The organism is Rhizobium sp. ERR 1071 (assembly GCF_007828675.1).
Taxonomy (GTDB): domain Bacteria; phylum Pseudomonadota; class Alphaproteobacteria; order Rhizobiales; family Rhizobiaceae; genus Rhizobium; species Rhizobium dioscoreae.
Genome location: NZ_VITM01000005.1, coordinates 222,614 through 247,930, shown reverse-complemented (window position 1 = coordinate 247,930; position 25,317 = coordinate 222,614). Strand labels below are relative to the sequence as shown.

Annotated in this window: 25 protein-coding genes; 9 read left to right on the top strand and 16 right to left on the bottom strand. The window is 59.3% G+C overall.

Annotated elements, in window-relative coordinates:
* Nucleotide 1: 1 nt before the first annotated feature.
* Entirely contained in the window at nucleotides 2-1,291 is a 1,290-nt protein-coding gene (locus FBZ99_RS19435; protein ID WP_145634363.1) for an MFS transporter, read from the bottom strand.
* Nucleotides 1,292-2,006: 715 nt separating this feature from the next.
* Between FBZ99_RS19435 and FBZ99_RS19430 the strand changes: the two genes are divergently transcribed.
* The gene (locus tag FBZ99_RS19430) at nucleotides 2,007-3,566 is read left to right on the top strand and encodes a glycosyltransferase family 39 protein (RefSeq protein WP_145634361.1); all 1,560 of its coding nucleotides are present in this window, start codon (nucleotides 2,007-2,009) and stop codon (nucleotides 3,564-3,566) included.
* Nucleotides 3,567-3,634: 68 nt separating this feature from the next.
* Here FBZ99_RS19430 and FBZ99_RS19425 read toward each other — a convergent pair whose 3' ends face one another.
* The 10 genes from FBZ99_RS19425 to FBZ99_RS19380 form a co-directional block, all read right to left on the bottom strand.
* Nucleotides 3,635-4,255 carry a YdeI/OmpD-associated family protein gene (locus FBZ99_RS19425; protein WP_113388756.1) on the bottom strand — a complete coding sequence of 207 codons (621 nt, stop codon included), beginning with the start codon at nucleotides 4,253-4,255 and terminating at the stop codon, nucleotides 3,635-3,637.
* A gap of 126 nt (nucleotides 4,256-4,381) precedes the next feature.
* Nucleotides 4,382-4,813, bottom strand: coding sequence for an SRPBCC family protein (locus tag FBZ99_RS19420; RefSeq protein ID WP_113353295.1), 432 nt, complete (start codon nucleotides 4,811-4,813; stop codon nucleotides 4,382-4,384).
* Nucleotides 4,810-5,133, bottom strand: coding sequence for an ArsR/SmtB family transcription factor (locus FBZ99_RS19415; protein WP_113395096.1), 324 nt, complete (start codon nucleotides 5,131-5,133; stop codon nucleotides 4,810-4,812). Before FBZ99_RS19415 ends, FBZ99_RS19420 begins: the two co-directional genes overlap by 4 nt.
* Before the next feature lie 84 nt (nucleotides 5,134-5,217).
* The gene (locus FBZ99_RS19410; protein ID WP_145634359.1) at nucleotides 5,218-6,015 is read right to left on the bottom strand and encodes a glycerophosphodiester phosphodiesterase; all 798 of its coding nucleotides are present in this window, start codon (nucleotides 6,013-6,015) and stop codon (nucleotides 5,218-5,220) included.
* Nucleotides 6,016-6,052: 37 nt separating this feature from the next.
* Entirely contained in the window at nucleotides 6,053-6,943 is an 891-nt protein-coding gene (locus FBZ99_RS19405) for an ABC transporter permease (protein ID WP_145634357.1), read from the bottom strand.
* 24 nt (nucleotides 6,944-6,967) lie between these two features.
* Nucleotides 6,968-7,894 (bottom strand): ABC transporter permease, encoded by a 927-nt coding sequence (locus tag FBZ99_RS19400; protein ID WP_113353298.1) that lies wholly within the window; start codon nucleotides 7,892-7,894, stop codon nucleotides 6,968-6,970.
* A gap of 11 nt (nucleotides 7,895-7,905) precedes the next feature.
* A complete protein-coding gene (locus FBZ99_RS19395) occupies nucleotides 7,906-8,769 on the bottom strand; it encodes an ATP-binding cassette domain-containing protein (RefSeq protein ID WP_113395098.1) in 864 nt (287 codons plus the stop codon).
* Nucleotides 8,762-9,730 (bottom strand): ABC transporter ATP-binding protein, encoded by a 969-nt coding sequence (locus FBZ99_RS19390; protein ID WP_113395099.1) that lies wholly within the window; start codon nucleotides 9,728-9,730, stop codon nucleotides 8,762-8,764. The genes FBZ99_RS19395 and FBZ99_RS19390 overlap by 8 nt, the downstream gene beginning before the upstream one ends.
* An 11-nt stretch (nucleotides 9,731-9,741) precedes the next feature.
* Nucleotides 9,742-11,349: an ABC transporter substrate-binding protein gene (locus tag FBZ99_RS19385; RefSeq protein ID WP_145634354.1), complete on the bottom strand. Its 1,608-nt coding sequence runs from the start codon at nucleotides 11,347-11,349 to the stop codon at nucleotides 9,742-9,744.
* 82 nt (nucleotides 11,350-11,431) lie between these two features.
* Nucleotides 11,432-12,478, bottom strand: coding sequence for a LacI family DNA-binding transcriptional regulator (locus tag FBZ99_RS19380; protein ID WP_233788500.1), 1,047 nt, complete (start codon nucleotides 12,476-12,478; stop codon nucleotides 11,432-11,434).
* A 388-nt stretch (nucleotides 12,479-12,866) separates the two neighbouring features.
* Between FBZ99_RS19380 and FBZ99_RS19375 the strand changes: the two genes are divergently transcribed.
* Together FBZ99_RS19375 and FBZ99_RS19370 are read left to right on the top strand one after the other, a co-directional pair.
* Nucleotides 12,867-13,541, top strand: a complete 675-nt coding sequence (locus tag FBZ99_RS19375; protein ID WP_113353301.1) for a DUF2278 family protein — start codon at nucleotides 12,867-12,869, stop codon at nucleotides 13,539-13,541.
* 101 nt (nucleotides 13,542-13,642) lie between these two features.
* On the top strand, nucleotides 13,643-15,376 hold the full coding sequence (locus tag FBZ99_RS19370) for a phospholipase D-like domain-containing protein (protein WP_113353302.1): 1,734 nt from the start codon (nucleotides 13,643-13,645) through the stop codon (nucleotides 15,374-15,376).
* Nucleotides 15,377-16,087: 711 nt separating this feature from the next.
* Here the strand turns inward: FBZ99_RS19370 and FBZ99_RS19365 are convergent.
* Entirely contained in the window at nucleotides 16,088-17,728 is a 1,641-nt protein-coding gene (locus FBZ99_RS19365) for an FAD-binding dehydrogenase (RefSeq protein ID WP_113395104.1), read from the bottom strand.
* A gap of 291 nt (nucleotides 17,729-18,019) precedes the next feature.
* Between FBZ99_RS19365 and FBZ99_RS19360 the strand changes: the two genes are divergently transcribed.
* The 4 genes from FBZ99_RS19360 to FBZ99_RS19345 all read left to right on the top strand — a co-directional run bounded on the left by FBZ99_RS19360 (nucleotide 18,020) and on the right by FBZ99_RS19345 (nucleotide 22,547).
* Nucleotides 18,020-18,244: a hypothetical protein gene (locus FBZ99_RS19360; protein WP_113395105.1), complete on the top strand. Its 225-nt coding sequence runs from the start codon at nucleotides 18,020-18,022 to the stop codon at nucleotides 18,242-18,244.
* 200 nt (nucleotides 18,245-18,444) lie between these two features.
* Nucleotides 18,445-18,822: a hypothetical protein gene (locus FBZ99_RS19355; protein ID WP_145634352.1), complete on the top strand. Its 378-nt coding sequence runs from the start codon at nucleotides 18,445-18,447 to the stop codon at nucleotides 18,820-18,822.
* Between the two features lie 157 nt (nucleotides 18,823-18,979).
* The gene (locus FBZ99_RS19350) at nucleotides 18,980-20,152 is read left to right on the top strand and encodes an acetate/propionate family kinase (RefSeq protein WP_145634350.1); all 1,173 of its coding nucleotides are present in this window, start codon (nucleotides 18,980-18,982) and stop codon (nucleotides 20,150-20,152) included.
* 19 nt (nucleotides 20,153-20,171) lie between these two features.
* On the top strand, nucleotides 20,172-22,547 hold the full coding sequence (locus FBZ99_RS19345; protein WP_145634348.1) for a phosphoketolase family protein: 2,376 nt from the start codon (nucleotides 20,172-20,174) through the stop codon (nucleotides 22,545-22,547).
* Between the two features lie 37 nt (nucleotides 22,548-22,584).
* On the opposite strand, the gene FBZ99_RS19340 is transcribed toward FBZ99_RS19345, so the two are convergent.
* Genes FBZ99_RS19340 through FBZ99_RS19335 form a run of 3 tightly spaced genes read right to left on the bottom strand, consistent with a single transcriptional unit; the run spans nucleotide 22,585 to nucleotide 23,501 of the window.
* Nucleotides 22,585-22,773: a DUF3008 family protein gene (locus FBZ99_RS19340; RefSeq protein ID WP_095438378.1), complete on the bottom strand. Its 189-nt coding sequence runs from the start codon at nucleotides 22,771-22,773 to the stop codon at nucleotides 22,585-22,587.
* A 39-nt stretch (nucleotides 22,774-22,812) separates the two neighbouring features.
* Entirely contained in the window at nucleotides 22,813-22,983 is a 171-nt protein-coding gene (locus tag FBZ99_RS33170) for a hypothetical protein (protein ID WP_173004547.1), read from the bottom strand.
* Nucleotides 22,984-23,039: 56 nt separating this feature from the next.
* Nucleotides 23,040-23,501: a YbhB/YbcL family Raf kinase inhibitor-like protein gene (locus FBZ99_RS19335; protein ID WP_113331190.1), complete on the bottom strand. Its 462-nt coding sequence runs from the start codon at nucleotides 23,499-23,501 to the stop codon at nucleotides 23,040-23,042.
* 142 nt (nucleotides 23,502-23,643) lie between these two features.
* Here FBZ99_RS19335 and FBZ99_RS19330 point away from each other — a divergent pair, with 142 nt between their 5' ends.
* Entirely contained in the window at nucleotides 23,644-23,901 is a 258-nt protein-coding gene (locus FBZ99_RS19330) for a DUF2934 domain-containing protein (RefSeq protein ID WP_113331323.1), read from the top strand.
* A gap of 105 nt (nucleotides 23,902-24,006) precedes the next feature.
* Here the strand turns inward: FBZ99_RS19330 and FBZ99_RS19325 are convergent, their stop codons facing one another.
* Nucleotides 24,007-24,363, bottom strand: coding sequence for a hypothetical protein (locus tag FBZ99_RS19325; protein ID WP_113331191.1), 357 nt, complete (start codon nucleotides 24,361-24,363; stop codon nucleotides 24,007-24,009).
* A gap of 349 nt (nucleotides 24,364-24,712) precedes the next feature.
* Between FBZ99_RS19325 and FBZ99_RS19315 the strand changes: the two genes are divergently transcribed.
* Nucleotides 24,713-25,150, top strand: coding sequence for a hypothetical protein (locus FBZ99_RS19315; RefSeq protein ID WP_145634344.1), 438 nt, complete (start codon nucleotides 24,713-24,715; stop codon nucleotides 25,148-25,150).
* Nucleotides 25,151-25,317 lie beyond the last annotated feature (167 nt).

The following is a 25,317-nucleotide window of genomic DNA, read 5'->3' as shown; positions in this document are numbered from 1 at the left end:
CTCAATCGCCGGAGAAAACAACGCCCTGAGGCTGCCCCGGTACGGAAGCGGCTACGCGCAGCACGCCATGAAACCCGACCCAAAGCGCAATCGACCCGAGTGCAAAACTGCCGAGGATCATGAACATCGTGCCATAGCCGATCTCCTGCGCCAGCCAGCCGCCGATTGCCGGGCTCAGGGATGCGCCGACCCCTTGCATCGTCATGACGACGCCCTGGCCGACATTGATGCGGCCGGTTCCGTTCAGGATGCGGGCGACGAGCGCCGGCACGGCAACGCTTTGCAGGCCGGCGCCGATGCCATCGAGAACCTGAACGGGATAGACACCCCAGGATGTAATCAGATGCGCCGCCACGAAGCCGCGGATCGGCAAGGAGACAAACGAAATCAGCAGCACGAGCCATTGCCCTCTCCTTTCCGCCATATGCATCGCGATCAAGGAGGTGATGATCATCGTGCCCTGCGCCACCACCACGGTCAGGGCAACAAAGCCAGCGGGATCGGCGTGACCGGCAGAGACGACAGCCAGCCCGAACAACGGCAACATCGCGCCGTTGCCGAGATGGAACAGCGCAAGCGCACCCGCCAGGATCAGCAGCGGCTTCGACTCGGCGAGTACTTTAAAACCGCTCGGTTTTCGGTGTCTGGAAGGCTCCATCTCCCCCACCGGACCAAGGGCGGCAAGGGTCGCACCCCGCGCTTCGTCATCGTCGATCGCATCGGCCGGGATCATCAGCACGGAAATGATGGTCAGCACGCCGAAGATGGCCGACAACCAGAACACGGCAGTCAGCCCGAACATCCAGCCGAGCCATCCCGACAGCCCGGCGCCGACGAGGTTGCCGGCATGATTGAATGCCTGATTGTAACCATTCTGCCGATTGAAGCCGGCCTGCCGGACAATGCCGAGCGTGATGCCATTGAGGGCAGGCCCGATCGCGGCACCGGCAACAGCGGTCGCAACCTGCGACAGGGCCACGACCCAGAAGAGCTGCGAGACCAATATGATCATGGAGGCGAGGACCGTGCAGATGCCGAGCACGATCACGCATGTGCGCTTATGCGTCGTCTCATCGATGAAGGCTCCGGCAGGTGCCATCATCACCATCCCCGCAACCCCGCCGATCGTCATGACGGAGCCGATCGACCCACTTTGCCAGCCATGGGCGACGAGGAAAACCCCAAGGAAGGGTCCGATGCCCGCCTGAACATCGGCCATGAAGAAATTCAGAAATCCAAGTGGGACGAGAGCTCGGGCTTGCTGCTGGTCGTTGGGGGATGAACGCGACAAATGACAACCACATGGCTTCTAAAATCGTCAAATGAAAAGCGTTTGATGGCAAAAGGTTCCCTTTTAGATGAATAAGGCCCCAGGGCTCCCTGTCTAGCTGCTCCGGCGAAATCGATCCTGCGGTGTTTATCCAACGTTGAAGCAGCCGAGCCGTCGCGATTTCGATAGCACGTTGCTGTTCGAAGAGAGTCTCGCCGGTCTCGTCGGCAAAAAAGAAGGATTCGGAGGGAAAGCCGAATCCTTCTCGTCTTGATCGGAGGTCAACCGATCGGGGTGGGCAGCCGCATCGGATTGGAACGATAGGCTGCTGCTACCGACACAGTGTGTCGGATTGTGGCGGACTCGGAGTTTGAAAACGCCCCCTCGCCCAAGCTTGGCTCCTATATACATACATTCGGTATGTTTGACAACAAGTTCGATGCGAATTAAGGCAGAAACTGGAAAAAATTCTTGTTCGCACGTGCCGCGGCATTCATATTCTCGCAGCCACAGGCGGTTATCTGACCAGGCGGATTCGCCCAGCGTCATACGGGAGCGCTGAACGCGAACAACGACGAGGATACTTTGACGACCTGGCTACCGAAGGAATAATATCTGGCAAATCAGATCTGCCCTCGAGATGCCGCCCCCTGAAATCTTACTGAAAACGATTGTGTCGCCGCGACATCTATGACATGGCGCCTGCGACGATAGTGGCAATCGCTGGGAGAACCGGATGAACTTTCTGGGAAAAGACAGGTTTGCGGGTGCGCATCAGCAGGCTGCGTCCATCGACAGCAGCTCACCCTCCGAATATTGGTGGGTACCGGGATGCCTGGCCATATATTTCATCGTCCAGGCAGCCATCCGCATCGCCATCTCCAGCTCGCTGCGGATCGACGAAGCACAGCAGTTTCTCGTCGGCCAATGGCTCGCCTGGGGTTATGACGCCCAGCCACCGCTCTACAACTGGATTCAGTACGGCATCTTCGAAATCTTCGGCACGAGCGTCGCATCGCTCGTCATCGGGAAGAATCTCCTGCTTTTCCTCGTCTATCTCGCCTATTACAAGCTTTTGCGATTACTTGTGACCGACAAAAGCCTGGCGGCGGTCGGGACGCTATCGCTCCTGACGATGCCGCAGATGTTCTGGCAGGCGCAGAGAGACCTGACGCATACCGTCGGCACCCTGCTTGCGGTGCTCATGATCATCTACTTCGTCGTTGCGACCATTCGTCGCCCGACGCTCATCTCCTATGCGCTGATCGGCCTTTGGGCCGGACTTGGCATGCTGACGAAATACAATTTCGCTCTGGTGATCGTCAGCGTCCTCGTCGCGACCTTCTTTCATCCGGTCGGGCGAAAAAGGCTCATCGACTGGCGCCTTCTGCTAACGCTGGCGATCGCCGTTCTCGTGTTCCTGCCGCACGCCATATGGATGGTCTCCAACATGGACCGGGTCCTGGCAACGACGGTCCACACCATGTCGGAGCAAGGCGCCGGCGGAAAGCTTTCCGACATCGGTTTCGGACTTCTCGAACTGGTCAAGACGAGCATCGCGATCGTCGCTCCCACCAGCGTGATCTTTCTGCTGTTCTTCCGTCAATCATTCCTGCGTTCGCTGCGTGCCAGAAGCGAATGGAGCGATTTCGTCGGAAGGATACTTTCAAGCACCGTCGCGATCCTGCTGATCTTGATACTGGTGATCACGCTTACGGAGTTTCGTGACCGCTGGCTGCTCCCCTTCCTGTTTCTGCTACCGGCCTATTTCTGTCTGAAGCTCGATGCAGCGGGACTGCAAAGCCAGGCCGATATAAAGAAATTCCTTTACCTGCCCATCGTCATGATGATTGCGCTGCCCCTGATCATAGCCGGAGGTGTCCTTTTTGCGCGGTTTTTCCATTCTTATGAGCATTTGAACGCGCCCTACGCCACCTTCGTGGACAAAGTCGTTACCGTAGAAGGAAAACAACCCTCGGCGGTCGTGACGACGACGTGGCTCAAGGCCGGCAATCTGCGTGTGAACATGCCGCGCACATCGATCATATCGACGGAATATCCTGCGTCGGATTTAAGCCCGCAGGCCATAGGAAATGGACCGGTCCTGCTGGTTTGGAACGAGCGGGACGGACATCAATCAACCATGCCGAATGCACTGCAACAATGGCTCACATCGAAATTCGGAGCGGCGACACAGTTGCCAACGCAGCAGGACATTGCCCTTCCGTATTACTACGGAAAGGAGCCGGATCGTTATCACTTTGGTTATGCGTGGTATTATCCCAGGCCCAACTGACTTGAGATTGTCAAGCGGTTCGAGCTCATCGAGCGAGAGGCGGTCAATAGGAAGACGCCAATTGCTGGCTACCGCTCCAGCGCGCCCTTTCCGGCGAGAATATGATTGCGAAACTTCGCAATTCGCGCCGCCCGGGTTTCGGACTTCTTCACGGAGCCGAGGTTGATCACATAGCTTTTCTTTCGCCCCGGCGTCAGATCATGGAAAGCCTCCGCCAATTCGGGATCGGAATCCAGCGCCTCGATCAGCTCGTCAGGCAATTCGATATCGCTTTGTTCTTTCGGCGGCTTGATGCCGGCCTCGGCATAACCCATTGCCTCCTTCAGATAAGATCGGATGACGGGCTCCATTTTCGCCACGGCGTCATTGCTCACAAAGCGGATCATATCGGGATGCCGGGTATTCTGACCCTGCTTTTCGAGCACGCCCTCAGGGTCCTTCATCAGTGCCGCGTTGAAGAAAGTGAGGCGAAAATCGCCACGAAAGGCACCGATGATCACGATGTTGCGTCCCTCATGCATGTAGCACGGATGAGCCCACTTCACCGTCTCGACGAGCCCCGCCTCCAGGCAGATTCGACGCAGTTCGTTCAGACCGTCAATCCACAGCCTCGTCGAGCAGTCCGGCGTCGCAAAGCGTTCGCAGCGCCCACATCCCTTGGTAAAGAAGTCCTCGATATCGGTAATCATGTCCTCATCCACTTCATATTCCGGCCTTCTGAATCATCGACATCGTCAGCTCGAGCACGGCGTGGTGAAAGCAAGCGGCCGGACCATGCTCGCATGATTGTATTCCGGGCTTGCCAGCAATGGGTCTCACTTCACTTCTGCCAGCACCTGTTCAAGTCTTTCGAGGAACTGCCGCCATCCCGCCTTGGCACCGCCATAGGCCTGCTTCTGGTCCGGTCGGAAGCCGACCTGCTCCATGCGCAGATGGGTTCCCTTGTCCGTCTGCGTGAGCGTGAAGGTCACAACGCTCTTCAGATCGAAAGCCGGGTCATCATGTGCGAAATTCCATCGATAGGACAGCCTGGCGTTCGGCTCGACGACGAGCACTTCGCAATCCAGGACGCCACCCCAATCGCCACGAAAACTAAACCGATGTCCCAGGATGGGAACGAAGTCGTTCTTCATCAACCACTCCGCGATCAGATGCGGCTGTGTGAGTGCACGCCAGACCTTTGCCGGCGGATGCGCAATTTCGCGCTCAACCACGACAGCGCGTACCTCGCCCGATACCGCTTTCATTGATCCATCCGATCGAGCAAATCTTCGAGATCACCGAACTTGTCTTCCCAGAAACCGGCCATTTCGCTCGTCCAGTCACGCAACGGCGCAAGAGCGTTTCGTTGCGCGCTATAATGCGTCTGGCGACCTTCGTGCCGGTCGCATACCAGCCCCGCCTGTTTCAGAACGGCGAGATGCTTTGAAACGCCCGGCTGGGAGACACCGGCATAAGCCGTAAGCGCGACGACGGTCTGATCGCCGTCACGGCACAATCGCTCGAATATCGCCCGCCGCGTCGGATCGGCGAGCGCTCGGAAAATGGGATCATGGGCGTTTGCCATACCGATTCATAACTCTTTGGCTATTGATTAGATCAATAGCTGACAGGCTATGAATAAGTCAAGCGCCGATCGGCGGCGCTATTCTCAGGCGCTCATGCTCAGCATGCGGAGGAAATCCACATCGTCGCCGATAAGGGCATCGACCAGCCGGTCCCTGACGCAGCCGCGGATCATGGGAAGCAGGTCGCGGCCACCCTGCCAGAACATGGCAAGCTTTTCCGGCAGCGGCAGGCTCAGACGCACTGCAATGCCGGCCTGCTGCAGCGCCTCTGCGTCAGTGCGGTGAAAGCGGTTCAATTCCAGCGAGACGCCATCAATGCCGCCGGCGCGCATCGAGGCGACGATGTTTACCGGACGATGGTGGAGGATCGCTTCCGTCTGAAGGCGCGGTTCGAGCTCTTTCACCCGCCGCAGATCGATATGATCAAAGGAGGATATGGCGACATGGTCAAACGCGTCGAGCTCTCGCAGTGTCGCGATCATGATATCGATGAGACGATCGGCACGCTCGGGCTCCTTCATTTCGATCGCCAGGCGGGTATCCGTTTGCTTTGCCCACAGCAGCGTATCGGCAAGCGTCGGCACGCGGGTTCCGGCGAAGCGCGCGTCGAATTTCGCGCCGGCATCAAGCGAAAGAATGTGCTGGAGATCGTGATCGGCAACGAAGCCGGAGCCATTGGTCGTGCGATCAAGCGTTCTGTCGTGAATCACGACGATCTGGTCGTCGCGCGTCAGCATAAGGTCGATTTCGCACTCGTTGGCGCCTGCGTTCACACCCGCCTGGAAGGCGAGAATAGTGTTTTCCGGGAAGCGCCGGCTGAAGCCGCGATGAGCGGCGATGCGGAGCGAACCATGACGAGCGGCGTGAAGGGGCAAAGGCAATGCAAGTCTCCTTGGAGGCGGTTCTTTAGGGGGCAAGCTAGTGAAGTGTCGGATCGAGAACATCGCGCAGATAGTCGCCAATCAGGCTGATCGACAGCGACAGGATGAAGATCACGATGCCCGGCAGGATGGCGATCCACCACTCGGTCATCACATAGTCGCGGCCAGCGCCGACCATGCTGCCGAGGCTGACAAGCGGCGGCTGGATGCCGAGGCCGAGAAAGCTCAACGCCGATTCCTGCAACAGGATTTCCGGCAGGACGATCGTGAGGTTGACGAGGACGACAGAGAGCGTGTTGGGCAAAACATGCAGGAAGGCGATGCGCCCCGTTCCCGCACCATTTCGTCTCAGCGCCGCGACATAGCCTCGCTCCAGCTCCAGCCCTGCCATGGTGCGCACCAACCGCGCGTAACGCTCCCAGCCGTAGAGGCCGAGCAACGCCATGAAAAGCCAGAGATTGTCGCCGAAGAAGGCGAGAACGGCGAGGGCAATGATGAGGAACGGCATCGAGGCCTGAAAATCGACGGCGACGCGGATCAGCATATCGGCAAATCCGCGACCGAAAGCGGCAAGCAGCCCAAGCACCGTGCCCAGCGCCAGGCTGATCGCCGACGCGCCGAGCGCGATCAGCAGGCTGGTGCGCAATCCATAGAAAATGCGGCTTAGAATATCGCGGCCAAGCTCGTCCGTGCCGAGAATATGCTTGAATGAGCCGCCGAACAGGATCGGCGGCGCCTTGCGGGCATGAAGATCGATCTGTGCAAAACCATGGGGCGCAAAGACATTGGCGAAGATCGCAACCGTGATGAAGGTTACGAGAACAATGGCGCAAATGGCCGTCATCAAATCGAACCGAAGCCTGGGTTGAAAAGATCGCTCCGATCTGGTTTTGCGAGGAACGTCGGCGCCGGTCGCTGCATTCGCCATGGTTTTACCTTTCGAGGCGGCCGATCAGGCCGATGCGCGATGCCGCAGACGCGGATCAGCGAGAATGTAGAGACAATCGATCATGAGATTGGCCGTCACCATCGTCGCCGTGATGAGCAGCACGATGGTCTGCACGATGTTCAGATCGCGCTGCGCGACGGAGGAGACGAGAAAGCGGCCGACACCCGGCCAGGCGTAAACACTCTCGACCACGGCCGCCCCGCCGATCATGCCACCAACAAGGAAGCCGAGCATGGTCAGAAGCGGCAAGGCCGCATTCGGCATGATATGCCGCCACAGAAGGGCGCTTTCGCCGATGCGTTTGGCGCGCGCCGCCAATATGAACCGCTGGCCCAGCACCTCCAGCACGCTCGAGCGGACGAAGCGGGCGATGATGCCGGCATTGTAAAGGCCAATGACCAGAACGGGCATGACGAGATGCGCCATCGTCGATCCCCCGCCGCTCGGCAAGATCCGCAGGGAGACGGCGAAAAGCTGGATGAGCAGGATGGCGATCAGGAAATTCGGAAGCGAATGCATCAGCACCGCAAGCGCCATGACAAGGCGGTCGATCAGTCCGCCGCGGTTGCGCGCGGCCAGAATGCCGAAGGGTACGCCGGCGCCGAACGCCAATATCAGGGCAGCGCCCATCAATTCCAGCGTCGCCGGGACTTTCGATAGAACCAGCGTCAGGGCATCCTGCCCGTTCAATAGCGACGTGCCGAAATCGCCGCGCAGGAGATGGCCGAGATAGGCGAAGTATTGAATGTAGAGCGGCTGATCAAGACCCCATTGCTGCCGCATCAGCGCCACGACTTCCGGCGGTGTCTCGATCGGCAAAAGGGAATGCAAGGGGTCACCGCTGACGCGCAGGATGACGAAGGTGAAGGTCATCGCCAGGAACAGGGTCACGAATGCTCGCAGAAACGCCCGCAGGATGGATTGAAGCATTGCCTATTCCTTCAGAGCGTTTCAAGCATGGCCGCTGCCTGCCGTACCCCACCGCGCCGCCCGCGAGGAACAGCGGACAGGAGCTTGGCGGTATAGGGGTGGACCGGGTTTGCGAAGACTTCCTCGGTCGGGCCGGTTTCCACGATCTGTCCCGCCTCCATGATCGCGACGCGATGCGAGACATGACGAACCACGCGCACGTCGTGGCTGATGAAAAGTAGCGACAGGCCGCGTGCCCGCTGCAGTTCGAGCAGGAGGTTGAGCACCTGGGCCTGCACGGAAACGTCGAGCGCCGAAACCGGCTCGTCGCAGAGCAGAATTTGCGGTTCGACCATGAGAGCACGGGCGATGGCGACGCGCTGACGCTGGCCGCCGGAGAGCTGATGCGGAAATTTCTGCAAGGCGGAGACCGGCAGGCTGACAGCTTTAAACGCCTCCGCCGCGCGATCGAGCCGGCTTGCCGGATAGCCTATGCCGTGGATGGTGAGCGTCTCCACCATCTGATGGCCGACGCTCCGGCGCGGATCGAGCGCACCCATCGTATCCTGCGAAATAACCTGCAGATGTTTTGCCAGACCGCGCCGGTTCGGCTTCATCAGGCTTTTGAAGGACTGACCGAACAGCGTGATTTCGCCTGATGTCGGCTCGCGGTCGCCGCAGAGCAAGGAGGCAAGCGTGGACTTGCCGCAACCGGACTCGCCGACAAGACCCAATGTTTCGCCGGGTCTCAATTCCAGGCTCACATCCTTGATCGCGTGAAATCCCTTGGCGCGCCCCGGCCAAAGGGAAAAACCCGGAGCATAGGAAAATTGCAGATCGCGGGCGGCAAGTGCAATTCTCGTCTCTGAATTGGCGGCGACTTGCTTCTCAGGCATTATGGGCACTCCATGGATTGAAGCAGGCAAGCGCCGCCGCACCGGCAATCAACGGCGGAACCATCGTCGCGCAATTCGGCTCCGCGCGTGGACAACGGGGCGCAAAGGCGCAGGCCTGCGGCAGGTCGTCATGCAGCTTCAGCTCGCCGGGGATATCCGCGAGCTTCTCAAGCGGCCTGCCCCGTCCGGGCATGGCCTCCAGCAACAGGCGCGTATAGGGATGGCGCGGATTGTCGTAGAGATCGTCCGTGCGATTGATCTCGACCAGGGAGCCCGCATACATGACCGCGATACGGTCGCAGACCTCCGAGACGAGATCGAGATCGTGGCTGATGAAGATCATGGGGATGCCGCGCTCGCGCACCGCCTTGACGAGGAGAGCGACGACCTGCGCCTGCACCGTCACATCAAGCGCCGTCGTGGGTTCGTCGGCGATAATCAATCGCGGCTGCATAGCGAGCGCCGTGGCGATCATCACGCGCTGGCACATGCCGCCGGAAAATTGCGCCGGATAGGCGTTGTAACGCGTCTCTGGCTGTGGAATGGCGACTTCCGCCAGAAGCCGGAGCGCCTCGTCCCTGGCTTCCCTTGTCGACATCCCGGCGCTGACGGCCGCCTCGGCGATCTGGGAGCCGATCGTGCGCACCGGATCGAGGCAGGAAACGGGCTCCTGAAAGATCAGCCCGATCGGGGGCAGCTTTACCCGTGACCGCGGACCGAACTCGGCCGCGTCGTACATGGCATCCTGGAAGGAAATATAGCCCGTGGCACTGGCGCTCGGCCCAAGAAGACCAGCAAGCGCGAGGCAGGTGAGACTCTTTCCCGATCCGCTCTCTCCGACAATGCCGAGGATCTCACCCTCGGCAAGATCGAAAGACACGTTGTTGACCGGATGAAACCGCCCCGCGCCCGTTCCGAACGAGATGCTCAGATTGTCGACCGAAAGAACTGGAACGCCCATCGCGAGGAAGCTCAGCTCTTCTGCTCTTCGAAGGAAAGGCTGCCCGCGCCAAGATCCATCTGGAAGGCCGGCAGAGGCTGCCACTTGATGCCCTTGCGGATGCCGAAGAAGACGGCATTCTGATGCAGGACGGTCTCGCCCGGATCCTCCCATTCGATCAGATGCAGCATGTCGCGGAAGATCTTGGCGCGGTCGGCCGGATCGACGGCCTGCTCCATCTTGGCGCCGAGCGCATCGAAATCGGGATTCTGCCAGATCTTGAACGAGCTCAGATTGCCGGCCGAGCTGAACTGCGTGAAGAAGGAGATATAGGGGTCGGGGACCTGGCCTGTGCTCGACCAGTTGCCGGTCGCGCGGGTTGGCGAGTTCTCAAACAGCTTGCCCGACTCCACGAACTTCATCTTGGCATTGACGCCGACAGCCTGCCACATGGCGACAACGGCCTGCGTCACCGGGTTTTCCGCCGTGTAGTAATTGTTCTGCGAGCGGATCTCGATCTCCTCGCCATTATAGCCGGCATCCTTCAGGAGCTGCATCGCGCGATCGGGATCGTACTGATAGGCCGGATAATCCTTGAGATAGACGGGGCCATAGAGCTCGAACTGCAGCCCGTTCGGTACTTTCGTGCGGCCGTTCCAGATCGTGTCGACGATCGCCTGGCGATCGATGGCGAGGATGAGTGCCTGGCGAACGCGCGGGTCCTTCAGCGCGGGATTGTTCTTGTCGAAGAACAGAATGCGATTGTTCGGAACCGGACCGCCGACGATCTCGTGATCGGTACTCGCGGTAACAACCGAGAGCTGGTCCGGCGGCAAGTCCGTCGCAATGTCGTAGTCGCCGGCCAGCAGGCCGGCAATGCGCGAGGAAACCTCCGGCACGATGCGCAAGGTCACGCGGTTGGCGGCCGGTTTGCCGCGATAGGCCTGATCGTGAGCGGCGAGAACGACGCTCTCATTGGCCGTATAGCTTTCGACCTTATAGGGGCCGGCGCCGACCGGCTTCTGCCGCCAGGTCGTCCAGTTGCCGCCGTTTTTCTGCCAGGCATCCTTGCTGATGACAACGGCCGCATAGGATGCAAGGCGCTGCAGGAAGATCGGGTCCTGGAACTTGGTGACGAAGCGGACCGTCAGCGGATCGACCACCTCGACATGGTCGAGGCTGGTGAAATTAGTGCGATAGGTCGGATAGCCCGGCGCGTCCTTGTTCAGGAGCCGCTCAGGGCCGAAGGAGAAGGCAACGTCTTCGGCGGTCATCTCCCGGCCATCATGGAAGATCACACCAGGGCGCAGCTTCATTTCGAGCACGGTCGAGGAGATCCAGGTCCAGGACGTCGCGAGATTGGGCTTGACCGAAAAATCGCCGCGCATGTCGAGCGCGAGCACAGTCTCGTGGATGGAATAGTTGTTGCGGAAGGCGACGTTGCTGGCGGCGTCGATGGGCTCCTGCGAGACCGGATTCATCTGAACGGCGATACGAAGTTCCGGCCTTTTATCGGCGTTTTCATCAGCGGAAGCGGACAGCGCCGGGATGAAGGCGGAGAGGCCGGCGCCGGCTCCCATAAGAAGGGTCGTACGACGGGTGACCGGGCTGTTGAGGCCGGTGAGCAGAAATTCGGACATCGGCACACTCTCCTATCAAATCTTTGCACAAACGTTTGCGCAAATAAAATACGGCCACTTGCGTTCAGAACCATCGTTTCTTCTACGCAAGGGAGAATGGCCGCAAGCTAGGCGAGCTCGATGACGCACGTATGACAAGTTCGGGAGTAACGAACCGGATCGGACGCTTTTCAACGCGCAGATCCGACGGAAGATTTGAAAGCTCAATCAGAAGATCAAGCGATGCTTCGCACAGTGCATCCGTCGGCTGTGCGACCGTCGTCAGAGGCGGGGCCCAATAGGCGGTATCGGGCACGTTGTCATAGCCGACCACGGAAATATCGGTGGGGATCCGAAGGCCGAGATCGCGCAGGAAAGCGACGACTTCGATCGCAAGCCCGTCGCTACCACAGATCAGCGCCGTCGGGCATTGCGGCGATGCCAAGATATCCGCAAGGAGCTTGCGGTCGCGCTCGCCCTTCTCAAAGGAAATGACGTCGCCGACAACCAAGCCCGCGCTGCTGGCAACCGCGTCCTGAAAAATCGACATCCGATCGCGAAGCGCGCTGCGACTGACGCGGTAGACGAAGGAGATGCGGCGGTGTCCGAGCTCCACCAGGTGATCGAACAGCAATCTTATGCCCTGCCGGTCGTCGGTGAGAACCGCGGGAAGCGGCCCCGTCAGTCCCGCGCCAAGCGTCACATGTGCCTTGCCCATGAGATCAAGGTGATCGCAGAGCGCTTGTTGGCCCGGAAGATCGCTGACCATGATGACACCATCGAAGAAATCCTGCTGAAACAGGCGCAGCTGGCCGGCGATCTCGCCGGCGTCCGCCTTAGCCTGCGCGACCAGCAGTTCCACGCCACGGCGCTGCGCCACGATTTGGAGGCGACTTGTCAGATGCGGCTGATAATGGCCGGAGAGGCTATTGACGATCGCCCCGAAGACACCGGTCCTGTGCGTCCGAAGCGATGTTGCCAGACGGTTGACGACATAGCCGACGCTGCTTGCCGTTGCCTTGACCCGCTCCTGCGTCTCCAGGCTGATGCGGCTGTCAGCCTGGCCGTTCAGGACGCGGGATACGGTCGTCGCGGACACGCCAGCCAGCCGGGCGACGTCCAGAATGCCGATTCTTTTGGGTGCTTTCATACAGTCTGCCGAAATTTTTCGCGCCGTGCCGCACCGGCGCCAGGGGGTTCGGGAACTCTTGCCCCACTTGCCTCGAGACGCAAGATCACATTTCGACTTGGAGGGAAATTTTCATAGACAACTATAGATCACGAATTCCTCAACTGCTCTAAAGACTTCTAAATCAAAATGGCATTGCGCCCATCTTTAGGGCCCACAGAGCAATTCATGAGATCGTCACGACCGTGACGCAAAGTGGGATAAAGCCACCTAACTGGCCCGGCAGTCGGTTAGACACGGTTTTCAGTTTCGGCGCAAATTCCTGCCTGGAGTTTAATCCCAAATGCCGCAAAAGCTGTTGGCAGGCGATCAGCAAGCATTTTCCAGCCCGTAATGAAGGTCCTTTCTCATGACACGTCAACGTCGAAAACCCAGGAGTGCCCAGCGCACCTACGGCGTCCTGGTCGGCAAGGTCGCCGATGGCACGATGAAGCCGTCCGGCTCTTCGCCGCATTACGAGATCTGGGTCAAAGCGAATGACGAGGATTTCCGCATTGCCGTCAATGTCCAGTCCGTTGATGGCAGCGAAGTGTTGGTTCACTACGACCCGGACTTCAAGGACAATAGCGGCCACGACATTGCCGGCATCGCCGAAGGGCCTGCGGGTTTCAAGCCCTTGCAGAGCGGACCCGATGGAGAAGGTCTCGACTATATCCGAGATACGCTCTTCCCGATCGACGACATGACAGCCATTCCGGCCGATGGCGCGCAGCTGTCGCTCTCCAACATGCTCGACGCACAGATCGAACGCGCCAAGGCCGACACGGGCGCCGTCATCGTTGCCTTCGGTGAGTATTTTCAGGACCAGGGGAGCGACGAAACCTTTCATTTCAGCCCGGAACGCGGCGTCCACGATATCCACTTCATGCAAGGCAACTCCGGCAGTTTCGCCGATGACAATCGTGTCCACGGCGATGGCGGGCTATTCATACGTTTTACGGGCGGCGAGACCATCGCCCTGTTCGTGCGCTTTAGCGTGCAGGCGCTCAAGACGGACGAACAGACGGGGGCGCCGCTTAGCTGACGCACCTTGCTATCCAAGGTCTCGCGGCCAGGAGCGTCAGCACTGATTTCATGCCTGGCAGCAATCGTAGCAACTGGAGCAATCATCGAGGGAGAGGTCCAATGAACATCAGTCTGATCGTGCATCCCGGTGTGGATAGCGCTCTTATTGCCTGGCGCAGCGACTTCATCGACCAGTGCCGTGGCTTTGCCCTGCGGCGAAAGATCAAGCGGGCGGCTGGAAGCCCGCAAAGCCCGAATACGGTCTCCGATGTCGATGCCGAGGGTTTTCATGAGGAGATCGTCGCGAGCTGGGTCGGCTTCGCCGACGGGCCGCCCGTCGAGGAAGGCACGCGCAAGCCGACGACGGAATGGCCGATCCAGAAATATCTCTGGTCCGATTTCGCCGTCAATCCGGGTGATGTCGTCGCCTACCGGGTCTCCGCCATGATCGGGCCTGAGACGGCGTTGCAGGAATCGGCCGATCACGTATCGGACTGGAGCGATGCCGTGCAGATCGGAGCGGAAACCAGCGGCCATGTCAGTTGCTATTTCAACCGGGGCATCGTCGCCAGCCAATGGCTTGCCCGCCTATTACCGGAAGAGGCTCCCACCACCAAGCTCAAGAAGGCGATCGCCAACCCGGAGGACCCAATCCGCCAGTTCCTCGCAGGGCCGATCCGCGACAAGCTGGTATCGCTCCTCAATGATGTCAGGTCGAATGGCGGCCATATCTATGCCGCCCTGTTCGAGCTGGATGATCCTGAACTCATTCCGCTGCTGCAGGGCTTCAAGAAACGCGCCCATATCGTGCTGGGCAATGGCAGCGTCAAGAAAAAGGGAGAGGACGAAAACGAGGATGCCCGATCCGAACTGGCTTCCTGTGATGTCAGGGATCGCATGAGCGCGCCGCGGGCGTTGGCGCACAACAAATTTCTGGTCATCTGCGGCGCCGACAAATCGCCCCAGGCCGTATGGACCGGCAGCACGAACTGGACAATGACCGGCCTTTGCACCCAGGCCAATAATGCGCTCCTGATCGACAACCCGGCCGTGGCGCAATTCTATCTCGATCAGTGGAAGACGCTGGCCGCCGACGGCAACGATTCTCCGCCCGCCCTCTATCAAAGCAATGCCGAGCCCCGAACAACGCCGAAAGCCAAGAATACGACGGTCTGGTTCACGCCCATGCGCGAAGGGTTAGATCTAGAACAGGCAGGCGAGCTGATCCGTGGCGCCCAGCAGGGCATCCTGTTCGCCATGTTCAATCCCGGTCCTCGCGGTACGCTTCTCAACGACATCATCGAGCTTGCGTCTCCGTCGAGCCCTTCGTTCAAGCCCGATCTCTACATCCAGGGCGTGGTCAACCAGAATCCGGGTACGGCAAAGAACCCGGTCGTGCTGTTCAACAGAGGCGAGCGGATCGACGCCAATGCCGACGTCGTCCTGCCCGCCGCCATCCCCGGCCGTTTCGCCTATTGGCAGAAGGAAGTTCTGAAGCTGCCGACGGCTCACGCCATGGTCCATAGCAAGGTCGTCATCGTCGATCCATATGGTCCCAATCCCGTCGTCATGACCGGCTCCCACAATATGGGCCCTAAGGCGAGCGGCGTGAACGACGAGAACCTGGTAATCATCACTGGCAACGGCGATCTTGCCAGCCAATATGCCGGCAAGATCATGGAGATCTATGCCCAGTATCGCTGGCGGCAATCCGTGCAGAAGCAGGGCGGCACGCCGAAGTGGACCGGCCTGGCTGATGATGACAGCTGGCAGATCAAATCGCCGGATCAACCCTATGACAAGCGTCGCATACGCGAGCTCGACTTCTGGTTCGGCAACAATGACAACAACTGAGATCTGACGCGCGTCAGCCCTGGATCGCAGCAAACCTGCCGCGATCCTGCTTGCGGGCATGGCTCGACTTTTTCGTGCATGTGTAATGCCGACGCAATCTTCGGCTTCTAGTGGCTTGGCAACAATCTGGATTTCCGAATGTTGCTTCGCTGCTTTCCTCCCATGCTTCTCTTTATCGGCGCTTTAGCGCTTACGGCGTGGCCTTTCATCGTCGTCAAAACCCATAGCGATGGGTCAGGCGAGATGGTTGAGCAATATCACCGGCCACTCGCTGGCGTTCTTCGTCCCATACCCGAACGACAGTTCATCGCAGGATATGAGATTGCCGGCAACGCCGTGCCGCTCCACTTCGGTCGCAGGTTCCGCCAGGCTTCCTCGCTACATGGCGATGGCAGCTCGCCCGCAACGCATGGCTATTTCGAAAGAGCGAGGATCCTTCTGTACATTCTGCGTTCGCGCCATTGGCGAAAAGCCTAACGAAGCTTCGCAAGCCGACCGGCGAACATGAATGATCCCCCGTTTGCCTCCCAAGTCGCCCGGGCTCTCAGCCGTCCATTCGGGTAGGTTAAATAAACCTCTGGTAGATGCTATAACTTACTCTACCGGCTTGGACGCCACCCCCGAGCCGGGCATTGCAGCGTCCGACGAGACTGCATGCCCTCGCAGTGTCGTCGGACACCCTCCCGTGAAGGAGCGGTTAATTCGACCGGCTCACGCTGCCTGCCCCGCCTTGCGGCCAGAGAAAATGCATCCTCCCAGGAAAGTGCCTTCCAGCGCATTGTAGCCGTGATATCCACCGCCGCCAAAGCCCGCCGCTTCACCGCAAGCATACAATCCCGGTATGGGCGCGCCGCTCTGTCCGAGCGCCTGGCTATTCAGATCGGTCTCCAGTCCGCCCAGGGATTTTCGCGTGAGAATGTTAAGGCGCACTGCAATCAGTGGGCCGGCCTTCGCATCCAATATGCGATGAGGTGGGGCCGTGCGCATGAATCGATCGCCGAGATAGCCGCGTGCCTGTCTCAAAGCGACGATCTGGGCATCCTTGGCAAAAGGATTGTCCAACTCGCGATCACGAGCTTCTATCTGGGAACGCAGATGCGCAAGGTCGAGCGGGTGGTCGCCGATACGGTTCATGCCGGCGACCAGTTCTTCCAGCGTTTCAGCAACGATGAAATCCCGACCCTTCGCCTTGAAGGCTTCCACCGGCGGCGGAGCCGACCGCCCTAAGCGGCTGCGCAGAAGGAGCCCGATGTCGCGTCCCGTAAGATCCGGATTCTGTTCGGAGCCCGAAAGGGCAAACTCCTTCTTGACGATCTTTTGCGTGGTGACGAACCAGCTGTAATCGTGACCGAGCTTGCAGATGTGCCGCAGCGTCGCAAGACTGTCGAAGCCCGGCAGGCACGGCGCCGGCATGCGATTGCCATTGGCGTCGAACCAGAGGGAGGACGGGCCTGGCAGGATGCGGATACCGTGGTTCGGCCAGATCGGATCCCAGTTGGCAATGCCTTCGGTATAGTGCCACATCCGGTCGCCATTGATCGGCCGCGCGCCGGCCGCCTCGGCATGACCGATCATCAAGCCATCCACGTGATGAGGCACTCCGCTCAGCATCCGCTCCGGGGGTGCGCCAAGACGTTCGACGGGCCAGGCGCGGCGAACCAGTTCCGGATTGCCGCCGATGCCGCCGCTTGCCACGATCACGGTACCCTCGATGCGGAAATCCCCCACGACGTCACGGTTCGATTGCCGGCCACGGGGGGTACCATCCTCCGCCAGAAGCTCGCCTTCCACGCCGGTTATACCATCGCGATCGCCGATCAGCCGCGTCACTCGCCGACGGAACAACAGCTCGATTTTGCCTTCCCTCTCCGCCGCCAAAACCCGCTTTAGGAATGGCTCGAGAACGCCGGGACCTGTGCCCCAGGTAAGATGGAAGCGCGGCACGGAATTGCCATGTCCGTCGGCAAGGCCTCCGCCACGTTCCGCCCAGCCGACGACGGGAAACCAGCGCATGCCGAGCCCATGTAGCCAGCTGCGCATTTCGCCGGCGGCAAAATCGAGATAAGCATCCGCCCAGGCACGCGGCCAGAAATCCTCGGCCCGGTCGAAACCCGCCGCCCCCAGCCAATCCTGACGGGCGAGATCGAGACTGTCGCGAATACACATGCGTCTCTGTTCCGGCGTATCGATCATGAACAGCCCGCCGAGCGACCAGAAGGCTTGCCCTCCGAGGCTTGCACGCGGCTCCTGATCGACAAGGATCACCCGTTTTCGGCGCTCCATCAGCTCGCAAGCGGCGACAAGGCCCGAGAGGCCGGCTCCGACGATGACGACATCTGCACGACTGCTCATTCGTTCTCCCCTCCGCGAATAGCGTATCAACGGGAGAGCTTAGTGAACCTTACGTAAAAGTAAAACGGATACCGGAGTTGAAGGGCATTGGGAATCGATCCACCGAGCCTGCATGTTGCCTCCATGAAACCTGCACGATGTTCATGTTGTCTTCCGACGCTCGCGGCGACCAATCGCCATTTTTGTTAATGCGGCAGCCGCTGTTGACACGAAGGCCCCTCGATAGGGATGCGGCCTTCCGTGGGACAGTGATGTGATGAACGATATCGGCAAGCCCTCAAGGGAAACATCATGTACAAACAGAAGACGCCCACACTTATCGATTGGCTTTCGATGTTGGCACGTCTGACGCCGATCATCATGGTTTACTTGTGGCCGACATTTCTTCGGTTCATTCTAGGCACTGTTCTTTTTGTCACCCTCGCCGCGCTCATGTATCATTTGCTTGATGTGGAACTGTATTTTTCGGTGCAGGGCCCTCCTCCACAAGTGCCTCCGCTTTCTGGCGAGCGCTAATCCTTATCTTCGGAACGGAGAACTTTCCCCATTGCCGAGCCAGGATGGCGCCGCTTCCACAACGAAGCCTCGTCCCGCAATTGACTGCCGGAGGGAAATCACGACAGAGTAGGTGCTACACGGCCTTCTCCATCGCATCGGCTTGCCTGACATCGGAAAAGGCGCCATCCGATTGCTTAATCAAGAGAGGAGCAGCAGCCATGGGCAAGCTTCCCGATATGACGAAACACCGCGGCTTTCCTTCCGGCATGCCGGGCACAGGGGTGCAGTTCACCATTCGCCGCGCAAATCCCAAGGGCGTGACGCCGATCAAGAAACTGCCGCGGCGTGCGCGGCCAGGATCGCAGGAACATCTGATTGATGCCGCATTCCTGCACGCGCTCTGGCATTATTTCGGAGCGGAACCTTTCGAGCGCGGCAATCTCGATGCTGCGCGGCTGAACCTCCTGTTCGGACGGGAGGTACTGCCCGCCGACAAGGATTTCGATCCGCTCTCCTATGAGGCCCTGCTCGTCATCAACGAGAAAGTGGCGCGCGAAAGCTTCCCCGAAGCATTCGAAGATATGATGGAAATCTGACGACACGCCGAATGCGCAGCTCTCTTGAACAGGCAGTCAACGGAAGCGCTAAGCGACAGACCGATATCGATAAGAGGAGCTGCGGCCCTATGCCCGGTTGCCTCCGGGCTGGAGTGCGCTAGCTTCCGGTAGTCGACACCCTTCATTCGAGGCTGATATGTCTGACGATGTCTTGCTGACATTTAATGCCGGCTCCTCGACCTTGAAAATCGGGGTCTTCGAGCTGGCGACCGAAGGGGCAAGGAATGTCGGCCGCGGCAAGATCGATTTCGATCAGAGCCCGCTGATGCTCCGCTATTCCATCGGCACGGATAGATACGAGAAGACGATCAGGGGCGATAATGGCACGCAGTTCGTCTCCGTGATCTCCGACACGCTGGATCATTTGCTCGCCCATCTTCCCGGCAAGCTCCGGGCGGTCGCCCATCGCGTCGTTCACGGCGGCATGGCGTTTCAGGAGGCTGTCCTCTTGGATGAGGCTGCAATCAAGCGGATCGAGAAGCTTGTTCCTCTTGCGCCTCTGCACCAGCCGCAGGCTGTGCGTGCCATTCGGTCAATGCAAATGCTGCGGCCGGACGTCCAGCAGACCGCCTCCTTCGACACGGCCTTTCATTCGTCGCAAGCCGACGTCGTGCGGCGGCTGGCGATACCGCGCGCCATGCATGATGACGGCGTGCGCCGCTACGGCTTTCACGGGCTCTCCTATAAATACATCGCCGCAAAGCTTCGCGAGATCGATCCGGAGGCAGCGAAGGGAAAGGTTGTCACCTGTCATCTCGGCAGCGGCGCCAGCCTGTGCGCGATGGAAAACGGCACCAGTCGCGACACGAGCATGGGTTTCTCGGCGCTTGACGGCATCCCCATGGCAACGCGTCCCGGCTGGCTGGATCCAGGCGCCCTGCTTTATCTCATGAGGACGGGAAAACAGCAGCCCGAACGGATCGAGGATTTCCTCTACCATCAATGCGGCCTGCTCGGCGTCTCCGGCATCAGCGGCGACACACGGGTTCTGCTCGATGACAAGAGCCCGGATGCCGCCGAGGCCATAGATTTGTTCTGCCTGCGCATCTCAGGCGAGATCGGGCGGCTATGCGCAACGACGGGCGGTCTCGACGCCATCGTCTTCACCGCCGGCATCGGTGAAAACCAGCCTGAGATCAGGACGCGTGTCGCACGAAGGTTGCAGTGGCTGGGTATTGAGATCGATGAAGATGCAAACGACAGCAATTTGACCTCGATCAACGCGGCATCCAGCCGCGTGAAGCTATTCGTGATCCCGACCGACGAGGAACGTGTGATCGCCGAGGAGGCGCATGCCCTCATCGCCTGACAAAAACGAGGAGACGCAGATGAATGCCGTGACCACACCGCTTTCGCCCGAGGAACTCTCCCTGATCGACCGTTACTGGAAAGCGGCAAACTATCTGTCGGTCGGCCAGATCTATCTGATGGACAATCCGCTGCTGCGCGAACCGCTGAGACCGGAGCATATCAAGCCGAGACTGCTTGGCCACTGGGGCACGACGCCCGGCTTGAATTTCATCTACGTGCACCTCAACCGCATCATCAAGGCACGCGATCTCGACGTCATCTATATATGCGGCCCCGGCCATGGCGGCCCCGGCATGGTCGCCAACACCTATCTCGAGGGTACCTATAGCGAGATCTATCCGGATATCTCTGAGACGACGGAAGGCATGCAAAGGCTGTTCAAGCAGTTTTCCTTCCCAGGCGGCATTCCGAGCCACGCCGCACCGGAAACGCCCGGCTCCATCCACGAGGGCGGCGAACTGGGCTATGCACTGGTGCATGCCTACGGCGCCGCCTTCGACAATCCCGATCTGATTATTGCCTGCGTCGTCGGCGACGGCGAGGCCGAAACCGGACCTCTGGCTGCGAGCTGGCATTCCAACAAGTTCCTCAATCCGGCGCGCGATGGCGCGGTACTGCCCATCCTCCACCTCAACGGCTACAAGATCGCCAACCCAACGATCCTCGGCCGCGCAGATGACGACGATCTGCGCAAGCTACTCTCAGGCTATGGCTACGAACCCTTCTTCGTCGAGGGACATGAACCACCCGCCACGCATCAGGCGATGGCCGGCACGTTTGACCAGGTGTTCGACCGCATCCGCGACATACAAAGAAACGCACGCGAACAAACGTCGTCGGAAAGCATGCCGCGCTGGCCCATGATCGTGCTGCGAAGCCCGAAAGGCTGGACCGGCCCCAAGCAGGTCGATGGCAAGAAGGTCGAAGGATTCTGGCGCGCGCATCAGGTGCCGGTCGCCAATTGCCGCGGCGACGAGGCGCATCGCAAGATCCTGGAAGACTGGATGCGAAGCTACGATCCCGATGATCTTTTCGATCACAGCGGGCGGCTGAAGGAGGAGCTGCAAGCGCTGGCGCCGCGCGGCGAAAGGCGCATGGGCGCCAATCCCCACGCCAATGGCGGCCTGCTGCGCCAGGAGCTTCTGGTTCCGTCCATCGAAGATTACGCCGTGGAGATCGGCGAGCGCGGCAGCAAGCAGGTACAATCCACCGAAATCCTGGCGCACTACTTGCGCGACACGCTGAAGCTCAATGATGCCAAGCAGAATTTTCGCATCTTCGGCCCCGACGAGACGGAATCGAACCGGCTCGGCAGCGTCTTCGAAGCCACGAATCGGGTCTGGATGGAGGCGATCGAGGATTATGACGTCCATCTGTCCCGCGACGGGCGGGTGATGGAGGTGCTCAGCGAACATCTATGTCAGGGCTGGTTGGAGGGCTACCTGCTCACGGGTCGGCATGGGCTCTTTTCGTGCTATGAAGCCTTCATCCATATCGTCGATTCCATGTTCAACCAGCATGCCAAATGGCTGAAGGTTTCGCGCGAATTGCCCTGGCGCAAGCCGATCTCGTCGTTGAACTATCTGTTGACGTCGCATGTCTGGCGACAGGATCACAATGGCTTTTCCCACCAGGATCCGGGCTTCGTCGATCTCGTCGCCAACAAGAAGGCCGACATCGTGCGCATCTATCTGCCGCCGGACGCCAATACGCTGCTGTGGGTCGGTGATCATTGCCTCAGGACCTATGACCGGATCAACGTCATCGTCGCCGGCAAGCAGCCGGAATCGCAATGGCTCGGCATCGACGAAGCGGCCGCCCATTGTAAGACGGGCGTCGGCATCTGGGATTGGGCGAGCTACGAAGACAACACCATCGCCCCTGACGTCGTGATGGCCTGCGCAGGCGATGTCCCGACCATGGAGACGCTTGCTGCCGTCATGCTGCTGCACGAGGCGATCCCCGATCTCAAGATCCGCACGGTCAACGTGATCGATCTCCTGGCTCTGCAGGACCCACAACAGCATCCGCATGGTCTCGATCATGAGGCATTCGATCAGATCTTTACCACGGACAAGCCAGTGATCTTCGCCTATCACGGCTATCCCTACCTGATCCACCGCCTGACCTATCGGCGGACCAACCATGACAACATCCATGTTCGCGGCTTCATCGAAGAGGGTACAACGACCACGCCATTCGACATGACCGTGTTGAATGAACTCGATCGCTACCATCTCGCCTTGGAGGCGATCAATCGTATTCCCGGCCTATCGGAGAAGGTGCCGGAGGTCGTGGATGGCCTGAAGGCAAAACTCACCAAGCATCACGATTACGTCCGCCGGCACGGCGAGGATATGCCGGAAGTCTCAAATTGGCGGTGGAGGCGATAGAGCAGCCGGAAATACCGCGGTGCAGCGTTCCTGGATCTCAGGACTTGGATGCGTGCTGCGGCTTTCCCTTTTGCTTGGTCGAGGCCATGTCGTGAAGCTCCTTCTCGCTCATGGAGTCGACCATGCTTTTCGACGCACCCTTCAGTTCGCTCTTCTTTCGTTCGCCACGTTTGGCGGCAAGCGCCGCACCGGCGGCCATTTGCTGTGATTTCGACTTTGCTGGCATGATGACATCTCCTTTGGATGAGGTTGAAATTTTGCCGGCCTATCCGGCAAAGCGGACCAGCAGGATAACGAGGACTACGGCGGCAAGTCCGCCGATGAACACCAGACGCTGCCACCGTCGCTTCAGGATGATCTCGCCTTGGCGTGCATCTTCCGCGGAAAACGTGCGCGGTTCCTGTTTGTGCGCACCGTCTGGGTCTCTTCTGCTCATTGCAACCATCCCTCGGCGGCAGGAACCGCCGATCATGTCTGCCTGCAAAGCGTGGCTTACGACTGGTAGCTGCCAGTAAGGCTTGCCTCTGCAAGCATGTGTTTCTTCACTTTCTGCCACATGGCTTCCGCGCCAGCGGCTTCGGGAAGCGTCATCCGCGCTACATCGAGCGCGGCAAGCCGGAAAACGTACCGATGGGGCGGATCGCCTGCCGGAGGACGCGGACCGTCGTAACGGGCATTGCCGAAATCATTCTTATAGAAACGCAGCGCCTGCTCCTGCATCGCATCCACGTTTTCAACCAAGCCGCTCCACTCCGCCGGAATGTTGGCGATGCCGCAATGGCGGAATGTTCCCGCCGGCGCATCCGGGTCCTCGATGATCAAGGCGAAGCTCTGGGTCCCTTTGGGAGCGCCGCCCCAGGCAAGCGGCGGGAATATATTTTCTCCATCCAGAGCGTATTTGCTCGGTATCGGCGCATTCTCAGCAAAGACCTTGCTGATCAACGTCAAAGCCATTCGATCCTCCTCTTGCTGTCATGGATTCATGAGCCTGTGAACTTCTGAACCTAAAGTGGAACACATCAGAATCATTATTGTTCCCCATAGGGAACATTCGCACTCACCCGCAGTTGTGGGAGCGTCCATGAAGGAGGAAAAAATGACGGACGAACGGTTCGAGTGGATCAGCAAGAGGGCCTACGCCATTTGGGAAGCAGCCGGCCGTCCCTGGGGCTGCAGCCAGCATCACTGGGAGCAGGCGGCCAAGGAACGCGAGATCATGGAGAGAACGCGAGCCTCTGTGGACGGAGAAGAAGTGCTCGCAAGGTTTCGGCGAAGGGCTGCAACAAACCCACCCAAGAATGACGCTCGGGAATCCGAGGAAGACACCCCCTCCGAGGATCGCCGCGTCGGATAATTTTTCGGCAGTTCCGCTGGCAAGCCGTTCCCATGTCCGATCCCTCAAAGAGGAACGTATATCCGCGATACACATTGATCCCTATGAATTTCCAGAGCCCGCCCGCTAATTCTGCGTTCCGTCGCGGTTTGGTTGGGCTGGCGTGCTCTTTGTGCCTTGCTGGTTGTTCTCAGTGCGATCGGTTGGAGCGGGTGGTATGGATTGCCCTGCTGGCGGCGTATTGTCTATCGTGCCGGTCTGCGGCTGACCGCTTGAGGAACTTATTGTAGGCGCCGGGTTCTGCGGTTTGTTTGGTTCGATATAACGACCCCAAACTTCAACGCCCGCCCATACGATTGCCGCCAGAACCAATGCCGTGATCAAGATGGTAGACAGATGCGTGCCACGCACCCCCTGGCGGGCCTCGGTCGCGGACAATGGTTTCTTCTGATCCTGGGGCTTCTTCGGTTCCTCGAATGCCATGGCAAGCCTCCATCTCTACAAATTCCATATGGACCTAACAGAGACGCCGAAAGATGGTTCCATCAAAGGAGCACCTGCATCCGATCGGAATTAAACCGGAACAATGCGCGAAGCCCGGCGTTAGCCCAATGAGGTCGTAGATCGTGCCAAGCGGACGCGATGGTGCTGAAGAATATGGAGATTTTTCCGCTTTCTCTCCATAGCCAACGAAACGGCAGTCGAGCTTCCTACCCATCCGATCTGCGACCTTTCCAACATTCGAGGAGACGGAAAGGGAAGGGCCTTTGATGCTCTACCGTGTGGTCCCGGTCGTGTCCGACGACAATCCATACCGTCATCGAGGTGAACAATGACAAGGATTATCATCAGCGCGGTGTCGCCGAAGGAATCGTCGGCGTCAACACCATTATCTCCGCCCCGGTTTGATCGATTGCGCCTTTCGAACACCCGGATTGCGGTGGCCAAATACGCAGTCTTCCTGCTGATAACGGCGGTCGCGGCCGTCATGTCATCGAATTTCGTGTTCGCACAGCAATCGAACGACGATCGATGCAAGGCAGAGGATACCAACCGGCAGACTGACAACAGGCATGCGGAAAGCGGGCAGACGTCCACGCCGGACGGCAATCCCAGCCAGAAGCTGTCCGACTGCGGCGGCGTGCTGAAGCCACCGCCAGTTGGTGACAGCAAAATGGAAAAGCCCGCCCCGCAGGTCGGCAACATGCCTGTCATCAAGCCTGGCGACCAACCGAAAGAACAGCAAAACGGCCAACAGCCAGACAAATAGAGCCGATCTTTCCTACGGCTTTGGCTCCGGCTGCTCTATGGGACCGTGCGTAACGGCGCCAGAATCTCGATGATCGCTCGACGTAAACGGCTTAATGACGAGAATCCCCAGAATGGACGCGATCATCAAGCCGAAAATGAGGAGCAGCAGCATTCGCATGTCGAAGT